Origin of the sequence: Burkholderia sp. AU28863 (genome assembly GCF_002223195.1) — a bacterium.
Lineage (GTDB): Bacteria > Pseudomonadota > Gammaproteobacteria > Burkholderiales > Burkholderiaceae > Burkholderia > Burkholderia sola.
On sequence record NZ_NKFE01000005.1, the window covers coordinates 362,678 to 377,527 of the forward strand.

Annotated in this window: 14 protein-coding genes; 8 read left to right on the top strand and 6 right to left on the bottom strand. The window is 67.0% G+C overall.

What is annotated here, in order from left to right; genetic code table 11:
* The first annotated feature begins 366 nt into the window (after positions 1-366).
* Positions 367-1,299 carry a hypothetical protein gene (locus CFB81_RS18135; RefSeq protein ID WP_089436077.1) on the top strand — a complete coding sequence of 311 codons (933 nt, stop codon included), beginning with the start codon at positions 367-369 and terminating at the stop codon, positions 1,297-1,299.
* 90 nt (positions 1,300-1,389) lie between these two features.
* Positions 1,390-2,208 (top strand): hypothetical protein, encoded by an 819-nt coding sequence (locus CFB81_RS18140; RefSeq protein ID WP_089436078.1) that lies wholly within the window; start codon positions 1,390-1,392, stop codon positions 2,206-2,208.
* A gap of 127 nt (positions 2,209-2,335) precedes the next feature.
* Here CFB81_RS18140 and argG read toward each other — a convergent pair whose 3' ends face one another.
* From argG to CFB81_RS18155, 3 genes are all read right to left on the bottom strand, one after another.
* Positions 2,336-3,673: an argininosuccinate synthase gene (gene argG, locus CFB81_RS18145; RefSeq protein ID WP_050018060.1), complete on the bottom strand. Its 1,338-nt coding sequence runs from the start codon at positions 3,671-3,673 to the stop codon at positions 2,336-2,338.
* A 319-nt stretch (positions 3,674-3,992) separates the two neighbouring features.
* Positions 3,993-5,063, bottom strand: coding sequence for an FUSC family protein (locus tag CFB81_RS18150; RefSeq protein ID WP_089436079.1), 1,071 nt, complete (start codon positions 5,061-5,063; stop codon positions 3,993-3,995).
* Positions 5,064-5,250: 187 nt separating this feature from the next.
* Positions 5,251-6,783 (bottom strand): diguanylate cyclase, encoded by a 1,533-nt coding sequence (locus CFB81_RS18155; RefSeq protein ID WP_069618636.1) that lies wholly within the window; start codon positions 6,781-6,783, stop codon positions 5,251-5,253.
* Between CFB81_RS18155 and CFB81_RS36170 the strand changes: the two genes are divergently transcribed.
* The 5 genes from CFB81_RS36170 (at position 6,722) to CFB81_RS18175 (ending at position 11,502) form a co-directional block, all read left to right on the top strand.
* Positions 6,722-6,964, top strand: a complete 243-nt coding sequence (locus CFB81_RS36170; protein WP_176730198.1) for a hypothetical protein — start codon at positions 6,722-6,724, stop codon at positions 6,962-6,964. The genes CFB81_RS18155 and CFB81_RS36170 overlap by 62 nt on opposite strands.
* Before the next feature lie 403 nt (positions 6,965-7,367).
* Complete coding sequence (locus tag CFB81_RS18160) at positions 7,368-8,903, top strand: amino acid permease (protein ID WP_089436080.1); 1,536 nt, start codon at positions 7,368-7,370, stop codon at positions 8,901-8,903.
* Positions 8,904-9,167: 264 nt separating this feature from the next.
* Positions 9,168-9,413, top strand: coding sequence for a DUF3717 domain-containing protein (locus CFB81_RS18165; protein WP_069618634.1), 246 nt, complete (start codon positions 9,168-9,170; stop codon positions 9,411-9,413).
* Between the two features lie 264 nt (positions 9,414-9,677).
* On the top strand, positions 9,678-10,595 hold the full coding sequence (locus CFB81_RS18170) for a LysR family transcriptional regulator (RefSeq protein ID WP_069618633.1): 918 nt from the start codon (positions 9,678-9,680) through the stop codon (positions 10,593-10,595).
* A 109-nt stretch (positions 10,596-10,704) separates the two neighbouring features.
* Positions 10,705-11,502, top strand: a complete 798-nt coding sequence (locus tag CFB81_RS18175) for an alpha/beta fold hydrolase (RefSeq protein WP_089436081.1) — start codon at positions 10,705-10,707, stop codon at positions 11,500-11,502.
* A gap of 40 nt (positions 11,503-11,542) precedes the next feature.
* Here the strand turns inward: CFB81_RS18175 and CFB81_RS18180 are convergent, their stop codons facing one another.
* Complete coding sequence (locus CFB81_RS18180; protein ID WP_089436082.1) at positions 11,543-11,896, bottom strand: hypothetical protein; 354 nt, start codon at positions 11,894-11,896, stop codon at positions 11,543-11,545.
* A 250-nt stretch (positions 11,897-12,146) separates the two neighbouring features.
* A complete protein-coding gene (locus CFB81_RS18185; protein WP_089436083.1) occupies positions 12,147-12,767 on the bottom strand; it encodes a TetR/AcrR family transcriptional regulator in 621 nt (206 codons plus the stop codon).
* 94 nt (positions 12,768-12,861) lie between these two features.
* Between CFB81_RS18185 and CFB81_RS18190 the strand changes: the two genes are divergently transcribed.
* Positions 12,862-14,103 (top strand): glycosyltransferase, encoded by a 1,242-nt coding sequence (locus tag CFB81_RS18190; protein ID WP_089436084.1) that lies wholly within the window; start codon positions 12,862-12,864, stop codon positions 14,101-14,103.
* A 15-nt stretch (positions 14,104-14,118) separates the two neighbouring features.
* Here CFB81_RS18190 and hutC read toward each other — a convergent pair whose 3' ends face one another.
* Positions 14,119-14,814 carry a histidine utilization repressor gene (hutC, locus tag CFB81_RS18195; protein WP_069618629.1) on the bottom strand — a complete coding sequence of 232 codons (696 nt, stop codon included), beginning with the start codon at positions 14,812-14,814 and terminating at the stop codon, positions 14,119-14,121.
* Between the last annotated feature and the right edge of the window lie 36 nt (positions 14,815-14,850).

Here is a 14,850-nt window from a genome sequence, read left to right on the forward strand (position 1 = left end):
CCACACGACCAGATAACCGAGGGGGCGCGCGGCCGGCGAAGCCGTGCGCAGTATAGAAGATGGGATGCACCGATTCGATTGGGCGCGCAGGCACCGGGGGCTGGCGCGCGCTGCGCCTTTGCCTTGCCGCGGCATGCTGCTGCACGCGGATCTCACCGTTGCGTGCGCGCTCCCGCACGACCACCCCTCCACGCTCGTCCCCGTCGTGCCGACTATCCGGCAACCGACGCCCCCCTCATCGCGCTTCCCCAACACATCACTCCAAGCACCCCACATCGCTCGAGGAGGCCCAAGCACCACACCAGAAAAGTAATGCGATTCGAATCTAGACCACTAAAAAAACGCATCAAATAATCGAGGATTGAATTGAACAAGCATTCCCTTTGCCTGCTGGCAGCAGCCGCGATCTCGGTATTCGTCGTCGCCGGTTGCGGCGGCGGTGACGGCTCGTCGAACGCAAGCAGCGGCACGCCCGCCAACACCGGCGGCGCCAACAACGCAGCCAGCGCACCGACCGTCGCGTCCACACCCCTCGCAGCACCGCCGGCAAGCGCCCCCGTCGCATCGTCACAGCCGGTGACGGTCGGCGAGGCACTGCCCAGCCTGACGACCCCGCAAACCGGTTCGACGGCCGCAACGGCAACCGGCCCGGTCGGGATCTGGTCGGCATCCGGCAACCTCGGCTACTCGACGATCGCCCTGATCGACCCGCACAACAACCTGAGCACGCTCAATCTGCTCGGATCGTTCGTGATGTCCGACGATTTCTCGACCCTGACCGTCAACGGCTCGACGTGGTCGATCGCGCCGGGTATCAACTTTGCAGGAACGAGCGGCATCGTCACGAAGATCGATTCGGGCTCGGGCGCATACAGCCCGCAGCAGACGTTGTCCGGCACGATCACCCGCAACGGTACGGCGTCGAATTTCACGTGGACCTACAACGCCGCGAACGCACTTGCCGTCACGCAGGACAGCGTGGTGGGCACGTGGGCGACGACCAACGCGTCGTTCGCGATTGCATCGGGCGGTACGCTGACCGGCACGCTGAGCGGTTGCAACCTGAGCGGCACGCTGCTGCTTTCCACGCCCGGCTCGAACCAGAACATGTACGACATGACGGTGACGGCCTCCGCGTCGACGGGCTGCAAGCTGCCGGCCGGCGTTCCGCTATCGGGCAGCGCCGCGATCATGTTCGTGCCGATCACGGGAACCAACGGCTTCAAGCGCTCGATCCTCTACGTACTGCGCGCGGCTGACTACAGCTTCATCGCGTACGGTCAGGTGATCAAACAATAAACGCACGGCCGAGCCGCACACGGCGCGTCGACGCACCGCGTGCGGCGGCCCGATGAATACGTTCCGTCAACAACGAAAGCCACTCATCCAATGAAGAACTTCTCCAAAGCCACCCTGTTAGGTTGCGGCCTGCTCGTGACGCTGCTGTCCGGCTGCACCACGTTGCCGAATACCGACATGAAACCCGAGGCGCGTCAGAAGCTGCATTCGATCGCGATGCTCGACGTCACCGAGCCGAAGCGTGTCTCGGTCCTCAATCTCGGCGGCGCGGCGGGCGGGTTCGGCCTGATCGGCGCGCTCGCGCAAGTGGCCGTCAACGCGAGCCATACGAGCACGTACACGGATCACGTGGCGGCCGGCAAGATCGTGTTCGCACCGGACATCTCGGAAGGCGTGGCGGGCCGCCTCACCGGCAACGGCTATCAGGTCGTGAAGCTGGACGGCCAGAAGGTGAAGCTCTCCGATGACGGCAAGTCGGACGACTACTCGGCGATCCAGACCGACGCGGATGCGATCATGAACGTGTGGTTCTCGTCGTTCGGCTATATCTCGCCGCCCCAGCAGCTCGACTACATTCCGTGGGTCGTCATCCGCGCGCGCATTCTCGACGCGAAGACGAAGCAGGACCTCTATTACAAGACGTTCGCGTGCGGCTACGACGTCAAGGCGAACAGCGTCCACATCGACAGCGATTTCGCATACACGTACGGCAGCTTCAGCGATCTCGAGAAGAATTTCGACAAGTCGGTGGAAGGGATCAAATCGTGCGAGAAGTCGGTCGCGGACATGATCGGTCGGGATCTGGCACGTACGCCGGCGCCGGCCACTGCTGCCACGACGATGACGACGCCTGCAGCCGCTGCGACGTCCACTGCCACAGCCACAGCCACGGCGTCGAACAAACTTTGACGCGCCCGCAGGATCGTCGCGATATGCGCTGCGAATCCGGCAGTGCTTGAAGAAAAAGCGGGAAGGGAAGGACTGCATGCAGCCGGGCGGTTGTCACGCCGCCCGGCCGCTCGCGAAAGCGACTGGCTTACTTGTCGCTATCGCCCTTGATCTGCGGCAGCGCCGACGCTTCACCCGGCGTCAGCAGCCCGACTTGCGAATACACGCGCAGCTTGTCGCGCGTATCGGTGATGTCGAGATTGCGCATCGTCAGCTGGCCGATCCGGTCGCGCGGCGAGAACGTCGACGCGACCTTCTCCATCGACAGGCGTTCCGGCTGATACGTGAGGTTCGGCGACTTCGTGCTCAGGATCGAGTAGTCGTTGCCGCGGCGCAGTTCGATCTTCACTTCGCCGGTGATCGCGCGTGCGACCCAGCGTTGTGCCGTTTCGCGCAGCATGATCGCCTGCGGGTCGAACCAGCGGCCTTGATACAGCAAGCGGCCGAGGCGGCGACCGTTCTCGCGGTACTGCTCGATCGTGTCTTCGTTGTGGATGCCGGTGACGAGACGCTCGTACGCGATGTACAGCAGCGCGAGGCCCGGGGCTTCGTAGATGCCGCGGCTTTTCGCCTCGATGATCCGGTTCTCGATCTGGTCGCTCATGCCGAGGCCATGGCGGCCGCCGATGCGGTTCGCTTCCAGCAGCAGCTCGACCTGATCCTTGAACTCGACGCCGTTCAGCGCGACCGGCTGGCCGGCTTCGAAGCGCACCGTCACTTCCTCGGCGGCGATCTTCACGTCGTCGCGCCAGAACGCGACGCCCATGATCGGGTTCACGATCTTGATGCCGCTTTCGAGGCTTTCGAGGTCCTTCGCTTCGTGCGTCGCGCCGAGCAGGTTCGAATCGGTCGAATACGCCTTCTCGGCCGACATCTTGTACGCGAAGCCGGCCTGGTTCATGAATTCGGACATTTCGGCGCGGCCGCCGAGTTCGTCGATGAACGTCTGGTCGAGCCACGGCTTGTAGATCTTCAGATCCGGGTTCACGAGCAGGCCGTAGCGGTAGAAGCGCTCGATGTCGTTGCCCTTGTACGTGCTGCCGTCGCCCCAGATGTTGACGCCGTCTTCCTTCATCGCGGCGACGAGCATCGTGCCCGTCACGGCGCGGCCGATCGGCGTCGTGTTGAAGTACGTGACGCCGGCGGTCGTGATGTGGAACGCGCCGCTCTGCAGCGCCGCGATGCCTTCGGCGACGAGCTGCGCGCGGCAGTCGATCAGGCGGGCGCCGGCTGCGCCGTATTCGATCGCGCGTTTCGGGATCGCGTCGTAATCGTCTTCGTCGGGCTGGCCGAGGTTCGCCGTGTATGCGTACGGGACGGCGCCCTTCAGTTTCATCCAGTGCAGCGCGGCGCTGGTGTCCAGGCCGCCGGAGAAGGCGATACCGACCTTCTGGCCGGTCGGGAGGCTTTCGAGAATCGTGCTCATAGGAATTACCGTGGATTGAAGCCGGTGGGATCGTATTTCGCGGAATATGCGAGTATCGGCTGTCCGCGAAGTTGGGGCAAGGGCTGATTTTGGTGCGGAACCGTCGTCGCGCCTGTCGCGGCGGGCCTGACAGGCGGTTAACCGGCTGGAGAACACCGGGCTGGACGGTGTTGCATCGCAGCCGAAACGTGCACCGAAGGGCTGGGCCGCGGCCGGGTTTCCGGGGCCGGATCGGCGGTCAACCCGGCGTTCCCCGTCGCCAGTGCATCGCCTCGTTGCACAGAAAGGCATATGAAAGCATGGCGCGTGAAACCGGAACTCAGATATTCCACGACCGCGCGGTATCGAGCAGCCGCTCGCGCAACTGGTCGACTTCGCCGGCCAGCTTGGCCGTGATCGATACGTAGCCGGACAACTGCGGCGGCGGCGCGTCGTGCGGCGGCTCGGCCGGCCGGCGGCGCGCCGCGAGCCGGCTCGGCGTGCCGAACTTGAGCGCACGGCTCGCGCCGATCAGCGTGTCGCGGATGCGCCGGTTCACGCCCTTCATCTCGACGCGCACGTATTCGCGGGCCGCCACGTCGTCGGAGGCCGGCAGCGCGCTCGACAGGATCTCCAGATACCCGATGCACAGGCGCAGGCTGCGCTGGATCGCCTCGAGCTGCGCCATCGACGTCTCGCATTCCTTCGACACCGACGGCATCAGCGAGCGCAACTGCACGAGCAGCGCGCTCAGCGCGGCCATTTCCTTCAGGTGCGCGTCGTCGCTCACGTGGCGGTCGCCCGCGAGCCGCGCATGCACGGCCGCGCACGCGCGCAGCGCGTCGGCGAGCTTGTAGCGCCATGAATAGGTCGCGTAGAGCGGCAGCGCGAACGAGAACGCCAGCGCGATCGCGATGCCGACCAGCACGTTCACCGCGCGCCACAGGCCGTCGACGATCTCGTTGTCGCCGTGTCCGGCGACGATCACCATCGTGATCGCCGACAGCAGCGCGATGTAGCCGGCCTTGCCGATCGCGTGATACGCGCAGACGCCGCACCCGACGGCCATCAGCAGGTAGATCGCGAACGGCGCATGCAGGAACGAGTAGAGGAGGATCAGCCCGAGGCCCGCCAGCGCGCCGATCGACGTGCCCAGCGCGCGTTCGGCCGCCTTCTTGCGGATGTTGCCGTGATGCTGCAGCCCGCCGACGACGATCAGCACGGTGATCGTCGACCATTCGCCATGCGGCACGTTCAGCCCGGTGGACAGCGCGATCGACACGAGAATCGCGAGCGCGACGCGCGCCGCATGGATCAGCTTCGCGTGCCGGTAGCGGCGGTACGGGTCGAGCAGCGGGCGGAGCGCGTGGCGCACGAGCGGCGGCAGTCGGGTCGGGAGCGGGGCGGTCATGACGGAGCGGGAGTGGCGGGAACGCGCACGGCGGCGTGCGCGGGCCGGCGCCGCGCCGCATGCGCAGCTGACGTAACGCTAGCCGAACGCGCGCGGGCTGTCCACGGCGGGCCGCCGGGCCGTGGCTGGGCGGCAGGCGGCCGCATCCGATCACGCGGCCCGCCGGATCGCATCGCCTTAGCGTGCTTCAAGCGTCGGCCGCGCTCGATTGCGCGTCCAGCACGCGGTTGCGGCCGCCGGATTTCGCGCGGTACAGCGCTTCGTCGGCACGCCGCAGCAGCGTCGCGGCGTTCATCCGGCCGTCGGCGGCGGTGGCCGTGCCGATGCTGGCCGTGACGCACCCGTACGGGCTCTTCACGTGTTCGATGTCGAGTTCCGCGATCGCGCGCCGGATGCCTTCGGCGACGGTTGCCGCGCCCGGCGCGTCGGTGTCGGGCAGCGTGACGACGAATTCCTCGCCGCCGTAGCGCGCGACGTGATCGCTGTCGCGGCGCAGGCTGCGCGTCAGCGATTGTGCGACCTGGCGCAGCACGTCGTCGCCGGCCGGGTGGCCGTAGTAGTCGTTGAACGCCTTGAAGTGGTCGACGTCGACGAACAGCACGGACAACGGGCGGCCGCTGCGCGACGCGCGCTGCGCCTCCTTCGCGAGCACCGTGTCGAACGTGCCGCGATTGTCGAGGCCCGTCAGCGAATCGGTGTGCGCGAGCCGGTACAGCTTCGATTCGGCGTCCTGCCGGCGCTTCAGCTCGCGCGACAGCGCGAGCGAGCCCCACGCGATGAACGCCGTGAACAGGCTCATCAGCACGACGGTCCAGATCGCGCGGTGGCGCCACGCCGCGTAGACGTCGATCTCGGCGGGCGCGACGTCGACGATCAGCGGCAGCCCGGCGAGATGCTTGTAAACATAGATGCGCCGCACGCCGTCGATGGCGCCGACACCGGTCAGCTCGCCGGCGCGGCCGCGCTGCGCGTCGATGAACAACGGCGAGTCGTGCAGGTCGAGACCGACCACCCGCGTGTCGTAAGGCAGGCGCGACACGAGCGTGCCGTTGTCCTCGACGATCGCCGCGCTGCCGTGCCGGCCGACCGCGAGGCCGTCGAGCAGCGCGCGGAAGTAGTCGATGCTGAGCGTGCCGACGACGATTCCGCCGAACGTGCCGTCGGGCCGGTTGATCCGGCGGCTCAGCGCGATCGTCAGCGCGCCGCCGCGCAGCCGCGACGCGTACGGCCGGCTGATGTAGAGGCCGGGGGCGAGCCGGTCGCGATGCACGGCGAAATAGTCGCGGTCGGCGAAATTTCCTTGCCGCGCGGGCGACGCGCTCGAATCGATCGCGATATTGCCGTGCGCGTCCATCACGAAAATCGAGCCGAGATAGGCGCCGGTGGCCGCGCGGTCGAACAACAGCCGGTGGCGCTGGCGCGGCGGCAAGGTCATCAGTTCCGGATCGGCCATGCCGTCGACGACGTTTTGCAGCGACAAATCGTAGAGTTCGATATTGCGCGCGATATCGCGTTCGATCAGCAGCATCAGGTTGCGCGCGTTTTCTACCGCATGGCCATATGCGTCGCGCCGCGCCTCGATTAATAGCGACGTGGAAAGTCCCCAACTGAACATCAGCAGGACGATGCCCGCCACGAGTACGCCGCGGGGCGACAGAATGCGTGCCACGATCGACGCGGTATGGCGGCGCAGCGTGGCGGGCAGCGGGAATGACTTCATCCTCGGGGGCAGCGGGCGGCGGCTACTCGCGTCGTTGGCGGTTCCGCGCGCGGATTATTTCGAATTAAGCGTCATTATCCCGCGAAATCCTGAAATTCGCGTGCACATGCAAAACATGCATGTGAACGGCGTCATTCGCAGCGGTGACGCATCATTACCGCATTGCACGCGGGAAACTTGATTTGAATCAATTGACAGTAGTGTCGGTCTTTTTGTCTGATTAATCGTGTAATCATCAGTCGATTTTGCCTATTGCCGTGGCATTTGGCGGATCGGGACAGGATTACAGGGTCTCGGAGGAATCGAAAATCGAATGACCCGACCGTCGTCGTGGTTTTGCAAGGTGCGGGGAAATGGCGACGGCCGGCGCGGCCAACCCGTTGATTCCGCGAAATCCCGGCGTGGCGGCAGGCGGCGCGACCTCGGCTGCCCCTATCGAATCAGGTAGAATCCGCGCTTCGCCGCAGGCGCCCGCCGCGCAACGCGTATCGGGGCCGCATCGAATGCATCGCAGGACGCGCACCGCGCTCCGATTCCGCATGCGCCGGCTACGGATGCCGGCTCGCTCAACGTTCGTCTCGTTTATGTCCGCCATTCCGAATTCCGACCCACCCGGTTCGCCCGCGAACCCACCCAAGCTTCATCGCGCGCTGAAGGCGCGCCACCTGACGATGATCGCCATCGGCGGCTCGATCGGCACGGGCCTGTTCGTCGCGTCCGGCGCATCCATCTCGCAGGCCGGCCCCGGCGGCGCGATGGTCGCGTACATGCTGATCGGCCTGATGGTCTATTTCCTGATGACGAGCCTCGGCGAGATGGCCGCGTTCATGCCGGTGTCCGGCTCGTTCGCGACCTACGGCGCGAAATACGTCGACGAAGGCTTCGGCTTCGCGCTCGGCTGGAACTACTGGTACAACTGGGCGGTGACGATCGCGGTGGAGCTCGTCGCCGCGCAGCTCGTGATGCATTACTGGTTTCCGGACGTGCCGGGCGTGTGGTGGAGCGCGGCGTTCCTCGCCGTGATGTTCCTGCTCAATGCGCTCACCGTGCGCGGCTTCGGGGAAGCCGAATACTGGTTCGCGCTGATCAAGGTCGTCACGGTGGTCGCGTTCATCGGCGTTGGCCTGCTGATGATCTTCGGCATTCTCAAGGGTGCGCCGGCGAACGGCTGGGGCAACCTGACGATCGGCGACGCGCCGTTCGCGGGCGGCCTGCCGGCGCTGATGGGCGTCGCGATGATCGCGGGCTTCTCGTTCCAGGGCACCGAGCTGATCGGCGTCGCGGCCGGCGAATCGGAGCATCCGCGCACGACGATCCCGCGCGCGGTGCGCCAGGTGTTCTGGCGGATCCTGCTGTTCTACGTGTTCGCGATTTTCGTGATCGGCGTGCTGATTCCGTATACCGACCCGAACCTGCTGAAGACGGACGTGACCGACATCGGCGTGAGCCCGTTCACGCTCGTGTTCCGCCATGCGGGCCTCGCGTTCGCGGCCGGCGTGATGAACGCGGTGATCCTCACGGCCGTGCTGTCGGCCGGCAACTCGGGCATGTATGCATCCACGCGGATGCTCTACAACCTCGCCACCGAAGGCCGCGCGCCGAAGGTGTTCGCGAAGCTGTCGCCGGGCGGCGTGCCGCGCAACGCGCTGTACGCGACCACCGCCGTCGGCGCGCTGTGCTTCTTCACGTCGCTGTACGGCGACAAGACCGTGTACCTGTGGCTGCTGAACACGTCGGGGATGACGGGCTTCATCGCGTGGCTCGGCATCGCGGTCAGCCACTACCGGTTCCGCAAGGGGTACGTGAAGCAGGGTTATTCGCTCGACCAGTTGCCGTATCAGTCGAAGTGGTTCCCGTTCGGCCCGCTGTTCGCGTTCGTGCTGTGCCTCGTGATCGCGCTCGGCCAGGATTACCAGGCGTTCCTCGCGAACCGGATCGACTGGGCCGGCGTGACCGCGACCTATGTCGGCATTCCGCTGTTCGTGGTCGTGTGGCTCGGTTTCCGGCTCCTGAAGAAGAGCCGGTTCGTGCGCTACGAGGACATGGAGATCGCGCCGTGGATCGCCGCGAATCGCGGCGCGCAGCGGCAGCCGGTGGCGAACAGCGAAACCGTGGGCTGACGCCGGCGCCGCACGCAGCCGCGTGACGGACGACGAAACGGGAAGCCGCGCGCTTCCCGTTTTTTTTGCCCGGCTTTTGCCTGCGCGGGGTCAAAGCCGGTTATATTGCCCGACCCTACCGGGCCGCGGCCCGGCCGGCGCGACAGGCGCGGCGCGGATCGGCATCCGGCGCGCGCGGCGCGCGGCGGCCGGCGACACGCCCGGCGTTTTCATCGCTCCAGCCGGGCCGGCATGGCCCGCGGAGCGCGCAACCCAGAGGAATTCATGAGCGCATCACCCGCCGAGCGGAAGGCCGGACCCGTTTCCATCGTGCGAATCGAAGCCGCGATCAACGCGTGGCGCGAAGTGTACCCGCCGGCGCCGAACGGCGAGGACGGCTACGCGCTCGACGCCGGCAGCAACTGCCTGGCCGAGCTGTACGGCACGATGATCTGCTATCAGTTGCCCGACGTGCCGCTCGACTCGCTGAGCCACGAGCAGCGCGACGCGCTGTACGCGACCGAAGTGTGATGCGGTCGGCACGATGCCGCGGCGCGGCGTCGGTGAACGAACGGGAAGCCTCGCGGCTTCCCGTTTTGCTTTGCGCGGCCCCGGACGTCGCCGCGAGCACGACGCTGCTCGAGCCGGGATCGGCGCCGGCTGAGGTATCGTGACGGGAGCGGGCAGCAGGCGATCGAGAAGGCCGGTACGGATAGCCGGCGAGGGCGACCGTTGCGGGCGCTGTCCGCGCGGCGCCGGATGAGCGTCCGTTGCCTGTCCCGGGAGGATTCGAACATGGAGTTGAGACACCTCCGCTACTTCGTCGCGGTAGCCGAAGAGCGGAATTTCACGCGGGCGGCGGAACGGCTGCATATCGCGCAGCCGCCGCTGAGCCGGCAGATCCAGCAGCTCGAGGACGCGCTCGGCGTGCCGCTGTTCGAGCGCACCGCGCGGCCGCTGAAGCTGACCGATGCCGGGCGCTTCTTCTATTCGCACGCGGTGCAGTTGCTCGCGCAGACGACCGAGCTCGAATCGATGACGAAGCGGGTCGGCAAGATCGAGCGCAGCATGTCGGTCGGTTTCGTCGGCTCGACGCTGTACGGGATGCTGCCGAAGATCATCCGGCGCTTTCGCAGCGAATATCCGGCCGTCGAGCTGAGCCTGCACGAGATGTCGACGATGGACCAGATCAAGGCGCTGAAGGAAGGGCGCATCGACGTCGGGTTCGGGCGCATCCGCCACGAGGATCCGAGCGTGCGCCGCGTCGTGCTGCGCGAGGAGCGGATGATCGTCGCGCTGCCGGTCGGCCACGTGCTCGACAGCGCGAAGCCCGTGCTGTCGCTGCACGATCTCGTGAACGACACGCTGATCATCTTTCCGAAGGCGCCGCGCCCGAGCTACGCGGACCAGGTGCTCGCGGCCTTCCACGATCGCGCGCTGCAGCCGCGCAGGATCTACGAGACGCGCGAACTGCAGATCGCGCTCGGCCTCGTCGCGATGGGCGAGGGCGTGTCCGTCGTGCCGCACAGCGTGTACGGGCTCAAGCGCGACGACATCAGCTACAAGCCGCTCGACGATCCGAACCTCGTGTCGCCGATCATCATGAGCATGCGGATGCTCGACGAATCGGAGGACATTCGCGCGATGCAGGCGCTGATCTACCGGCTGTACGACGAAGCACAGATGGAGTACCTGCCGCCGCAGCCCGAATGAGCGCGTGGGCGATAGGGGCTTGCTTGACGCTGCGCGCGCCGGCAGGCCACCATGTCCCGATTCGATGCGGCCGCCGACGGGCGGCCGCTTTCAAGCAGACGACCGACACATGACCGATATCGTGACCGAGGAGACGACCGTCGGGACGCCGCAAGGGCGTCTCTTTGCGAAACGCTGGCGTGCGGGGCCGGCGCGGCACGCGGCCGCGCCGATCGTGCTGCTGCACGATTCGCTCGGCTGCGTCGATCTGTGGCGCGACTTTCCCGCGCAACTCGCACGCGCGACGCAACGCGACGTGATCGCCTACGACCGTCTCGGTTTCGGCCGTTCGGATCGGCATCCGGGAGCGCTTGGCACGACGTTCGTGCGCGACGAGGCCGATCACGCGTTCGTCGCGGTGCTGGAGCAGCTCGGCGTCGATGCGTTCGTCGCGTTCGGGCACAGCGTCGGCGGCGGGATGGCGGTCGGCTGTGCGGCCGCGCATCCGGCGCGTTGCCGGGCCCTCGTGACGGTCGCCGCGCAGGCGTTCGTCGAGGATCGCACGCTGGCCGGCATTCGCGACGCGGGGCGACAGTTCGACGAGCCGGGGCAGCTCGACCGGCTCGCGCGCTATCACGGCGACAAGGCCGAATGGGTGCTTCGCGCGTGGGTCGACACGTGGCTGTCGCCGGCGTTTCGCGACTGGAGTCTCGACGACGACCTGCCGCGCGTGCAGTGTGCGACGCTCGCGATTCACGGCGAAGACGACGAATACGGCTCGGACGTGCATCCGAAGCGGATCGCCGCGCGCGTCGCGGGGCCGTCGTCGTTCCTGTTGCTCGCTCGCTGCGGACACATGCCGCATCGCGAGCGAACGGACGACGTGCTGGCAGCCGTCGCGACGGGGCTGCGCGACGCGCGCGCCTGAGCGCGCTTGCCGTCGCCAGCGGGCGGACGCCCGCCGGCGATCAGAACGAAAGCTGGATCGCGAGATCGATCGCCAGCAATACGATCGAGAGACCGATGCCGAGAATCACGTTCGGCAACCGGTGTTCGAAATCGCGGTGATCCTTGCGCATCACGGCGCCGAGCAGGAAGATCGCCTCGACGACGATCTGCAGCCCGACGAACAGCAGCATCAGCAGATACTCGTAGCCCATCTGCTTGAACGCGACGAATTGCATCCCGTGATCGCGGATCCACTGGCCGACGCGCAGCAGTTCGTAGACGAACAGCAACGCAGGGAACAGGTAACTGATGAAGTAGGTCGGCGCGGTGGCGTGCCGTAGTTCGAGGTGGAAGTGCTGATGCGTGGTAGCCATCACAACCCTCCTTGCAACGCGTGATTGCGGTCGCGACGGCGGCGCGTGTCGCGTGCAAACGACGGGGTTGCCCGATGCACAGTGCGCAGCCGTACCGCATCAGCATACTGCTGCACGGGAAATTTGGCATGCGAAGCGTGCGTTCGTTGTAACAATGTGTATGCGGCGTGCGACGCGTTGGCTGCGTCCCGCTGCCCGTGGCGCTGCGTTGCCCGGTTACGCGACGCTCTTCCGGGCGCTGGTGCACGCGTCACCGTTTCGCTTCGGCGCCTTCGATAAACAGCTTCGCAATCGACTGAAACTCCCGTTTCAGCGACAGCCCCGGCACGGTCAGCCAGCGCAGCATCGCCGCGAGATACAGGTGATGGAACCAGGTCGCGAGCTGATCGGCCCGCAGCGTGCCGTTCAGTTCGCCGGCCTGCTGGCCGGCCGCGATCAGTTGCTGCCACACCAGTGCGATGTCGCTGCCGTTCTCTCCCGCACGCTCCGGTTCGGCTGCGCCGATACTCAGGAAGCGGTGCCGCAGGTACGCGAGCAGATACACCGGATGTTGTTCGCACCACGCGACCGACGCGTCGAGCACGCAGCCGATCCGCGATGCAAAGGTCTTGCGCCGCGCGACGTCCTGCTGCAGATGCGCGAGATCGCGCGCGAGCTCGCCTTCGAGCCAGTGCGCGAGCACGGCTTCCTTCGTCGGAAAGTGGTTGTACAGCGTGCGTTTCGCGACATCGGCCTGCGCGGCGATCTGCTCCATCGTGACGGCATCGTAGCCGTGCGCATCGAACAGGCGCGCGCCGGTCGCGGCAAGATGCGCGAGCATCTGGATGCGTTTGCGCGCGCGGCGGCCCGGATCGTCGGTCGGAATCGTCATGGCAGGGGATTGACTGAAAGTGTGCGGATTGCATTAGTATACGACGTGCACTTTTTTGAATCCAACCTTTTCCGCCGTGCACGAGGAGTCCTGCATGAAACTCGTCATCGCCACCTACGGCACCGAAGGCGACACGCGCCCGCTCGCGGCGCTCGGCCGCGCGCTGATCGATGCCGGCCACGACGTTCGCTTGTTCGCCGACGCGGCGACGCTCGGGGCGGCCGCCGCGCTCGGCGTGCCGTCGGCGCCGCTGTCCGGCGATATCCGCCGCGCGATCGCGCCGGAAGGCGCGCTGGCCGATGCGGTGCGCGGGCGCGGCGGCTTCACCGATACGTCGAAGGCGCTCGCGGCGATCGCGAATGCGAACACGGCCGCGTGGATGCGTGAAGTGGCGGACGCGTCGGCGGGCTGCGACGCGCTGCTCGTGTCGGGGCTCGCGTCGTTCGTCGGGTTGTCGGTCGCCGAATATCGCCGCATACCGGCGATCGGCACGGGCATGATCCCGATCACGCCCACTGCGGAATTCGCGTCGCCGTTCCTGCCGCCGGGCAAGTGGCCGCGCGGGCTGAATCGCTCGAGCCATCGGTTCGTGAATGCGCTGCTTTGGCAGGCGTTCAGGAAGTCGACCAACGCCGCGCGCGCCAGCGTATGCGGGTTGCCGCCACGCAAGCGCGTGTGGACCGATCATCCGATGCTGTATGGCGTGTCGCCCGCGCTGCTGTCCGGCCCGGCCGACTGGCCGGCGAACGCGCAGGCTTGTGGCCAGTGGCGGATCGATGCACGTGCGTGGGCGCCGCCGCCCGAACTCGCGGCGTTTCTCGACGCGGGCGAGCCGCCCGTGTACGTCGGTTTCGGCAGCATGGCCGGCTTCGATCGCGCGGCGATGGCCGCGGCGCTGACGCACGCGCTGGCCGGCCGGCGCGCACTGTTTTATCCGGGCTGGAGCGGCATCGACGCGTCGCTGCTGCCGGCGCACGTTCGCGTGATCGGCGATACGCCGCACGACTGGCTGTTCCCGCGCGTCGCGATGGCGGTTCATCACGGCGGCTCGGGCACCACGCATTCGGCCGCGCGGGCCGGCATTCCGTCGGTGGTCGTACCGTTCGCGGGCGATCAGTTCTTCTGGGCGAACCGGCTGCAACGGCTCGGTGTCGCGGATGCGCCGGTGCCGGGCCGGCGCGTGGAGGCTGCCGCGCTGGCGCGGGCCCTTGCGTTTGCCGAACGGAGCGAGACGAAGGCGCGTGCGACGGAACTCGGTGCGCGTCTCGCGCAAGAAGCAGGCTTGGAGCGGGCCGTCAGTGCGATCGAACGATGGGCGCAACCGCGCGCGAGGTGAGCCCGCGCATCGGCGTCAGAAATGCCCGGTGAACCGATAGCGGCTGCCCGGGTGCCACAGATTGGCGACCGATGCGACGAGCCCCTGCGACCACGTGCGCCGATGCAGCAGCAGGCACGGCTCGCGGTCGTCCATCGTCAGGTGGCGGCGCGTGTCGGCGTCGGGCATCGCGGCCTCGATCCGGTATTCGACGCGCTGCAGCGGCGCGACGCGCGTCAGGTACTGGTTCGGTGTCGTCGTCGTGAAGTCCTGTAACGCGTATTCGGGCGCGCAGGCCGGATTGACCCAGCGTTCCTCGAGTTGCACGGGCGTGTCGTTCTCGAAGTGCAGCACGCGCGAATGGAAGATCGGGCTGCCGGTGTCGAGCTGCAGCTCGTCGGCGAGCTTCGCATCGGCGACGGCTGCGCCGACCAGCAGTACCTGCGCGCGATAGCCGTGGCCGCGCGCGGCGACTTCGTCGGAGATGCTGCGGATCGCGACGAGCGTCGATTCGTATTTCGGCGACGCGACATAGGTGCCGGAGCCGCGCGTGCGCGTGAGCACCTGTTCGGCCGTCAGCTCGCGCAGCGCGCGGTTGACGGTCATCCGCGCGACGTTGAATTCGCGCGCGAGCTCGTTCTCCGACGGCACCTGGTCGCCTTCCGCCCATTCGCCGGCATGAATGCGCGCGAGGATGAAGTCCTTGATTTCCTGATAGATCGGTGTGGTCATGGGATCACGATTCAGAGTCGGCAGCGGGCCGCCGCC

Excerpts from the sequence above, each read along its gene's own strand:
- CFB81_RS18150 (WP_089436079.1), bottom strand. The coding sequence starts at position 5,063 with ATGACCGCCCCGCTCCCGACCCGACTGCCGCCGCTCGTGCGCCACGCG.
- CFB81_RS18155 (WP_069618636.1), bottom strand. The coding sequence starts at position 6,783 with ATGAAGTCATTCCCGCTGCCCGCCACGCTGCGCCGCCATACCGCGTCG.
- CFB81_RS18180 (WP_089436082.1), bottom strand. The coding sequence starts at position 11,896 with ATGGCTACCACGCATCAGCACTTCCACCTCGAACTACGGCACGCCACC.
- CFB81_RS18185 (WP_089436083.1), bottom strand. The coding sequence starts at position 12,767 with ATGACGATTCCGACCGACGATCCGGGCCGCCGCGCGCGCAAACGCATC.
- hutC (WP_069618629.1), bottom strand. The coding sequence starts at position 14,814 with ATGACCACACCGATCTATCAGGAAATCAAGGACTTCATCCTCGCGCGC.
- CFB81_RS18170 (WP_069618633.1), top strand. The coding sequence starts at position 9,678 with ATGGAGTTGAGACACCTCCGCTACTTCGTCGCGGTAGCCGAAGAGCGG.
- CFB81_RS36170 (WP_176730198.1), top strand. The coding sequence starts at position 6,722 with ATGCGTGCCACGATCGACGCGGTATGGCGGCGCAGCGTGGCGGGCAGC.
- CFB81_RS18190 (WP_089436084.1), top strand. The coding sequence starts at position 12,862 with ATGAAACTCGTCATCGCCACCTACGGCACCGAAGGCGACACGCGCCCG.
- argG (WP_050018060.1), bottom strand. The coding sequence starts at position 3,673 with ATGAGCACGATTCTCGAAAGCCTCCCGACCGGCCAGAAGGTCGGTATC.
- CFB81_RS18175 (WP_089436081.1), top strand. The coding sequence starts at position 10,705 with ATGACCGATATCGTGACCGAGGAGACGACCGTCGGGACGCCGCAAGGG.
- CFB81_RS18165 (WP_069618634.1), top strand. The coding sequence starts at position 9,168 with ATGAGCGCATCACCCGCCGAGCGGAAGGCCGGACCCGTTTCCATCGTG.
- CFB81_RS18160 (WP_089436080.1), top strand. The coding sequence starts at position 7,368 with ATGTCCGCCATTCCGAATTCCGACCCACCCGGTTCGCCCGCGAACCCA.
- CFB81_RS18140 (WP_089436078.1), top strand. The coding sequence starts at position 1,390 with ATGAAGAACTTCTCCAAAGCCACCCTGTTAGGTTGCGGCCTGCTCGTG.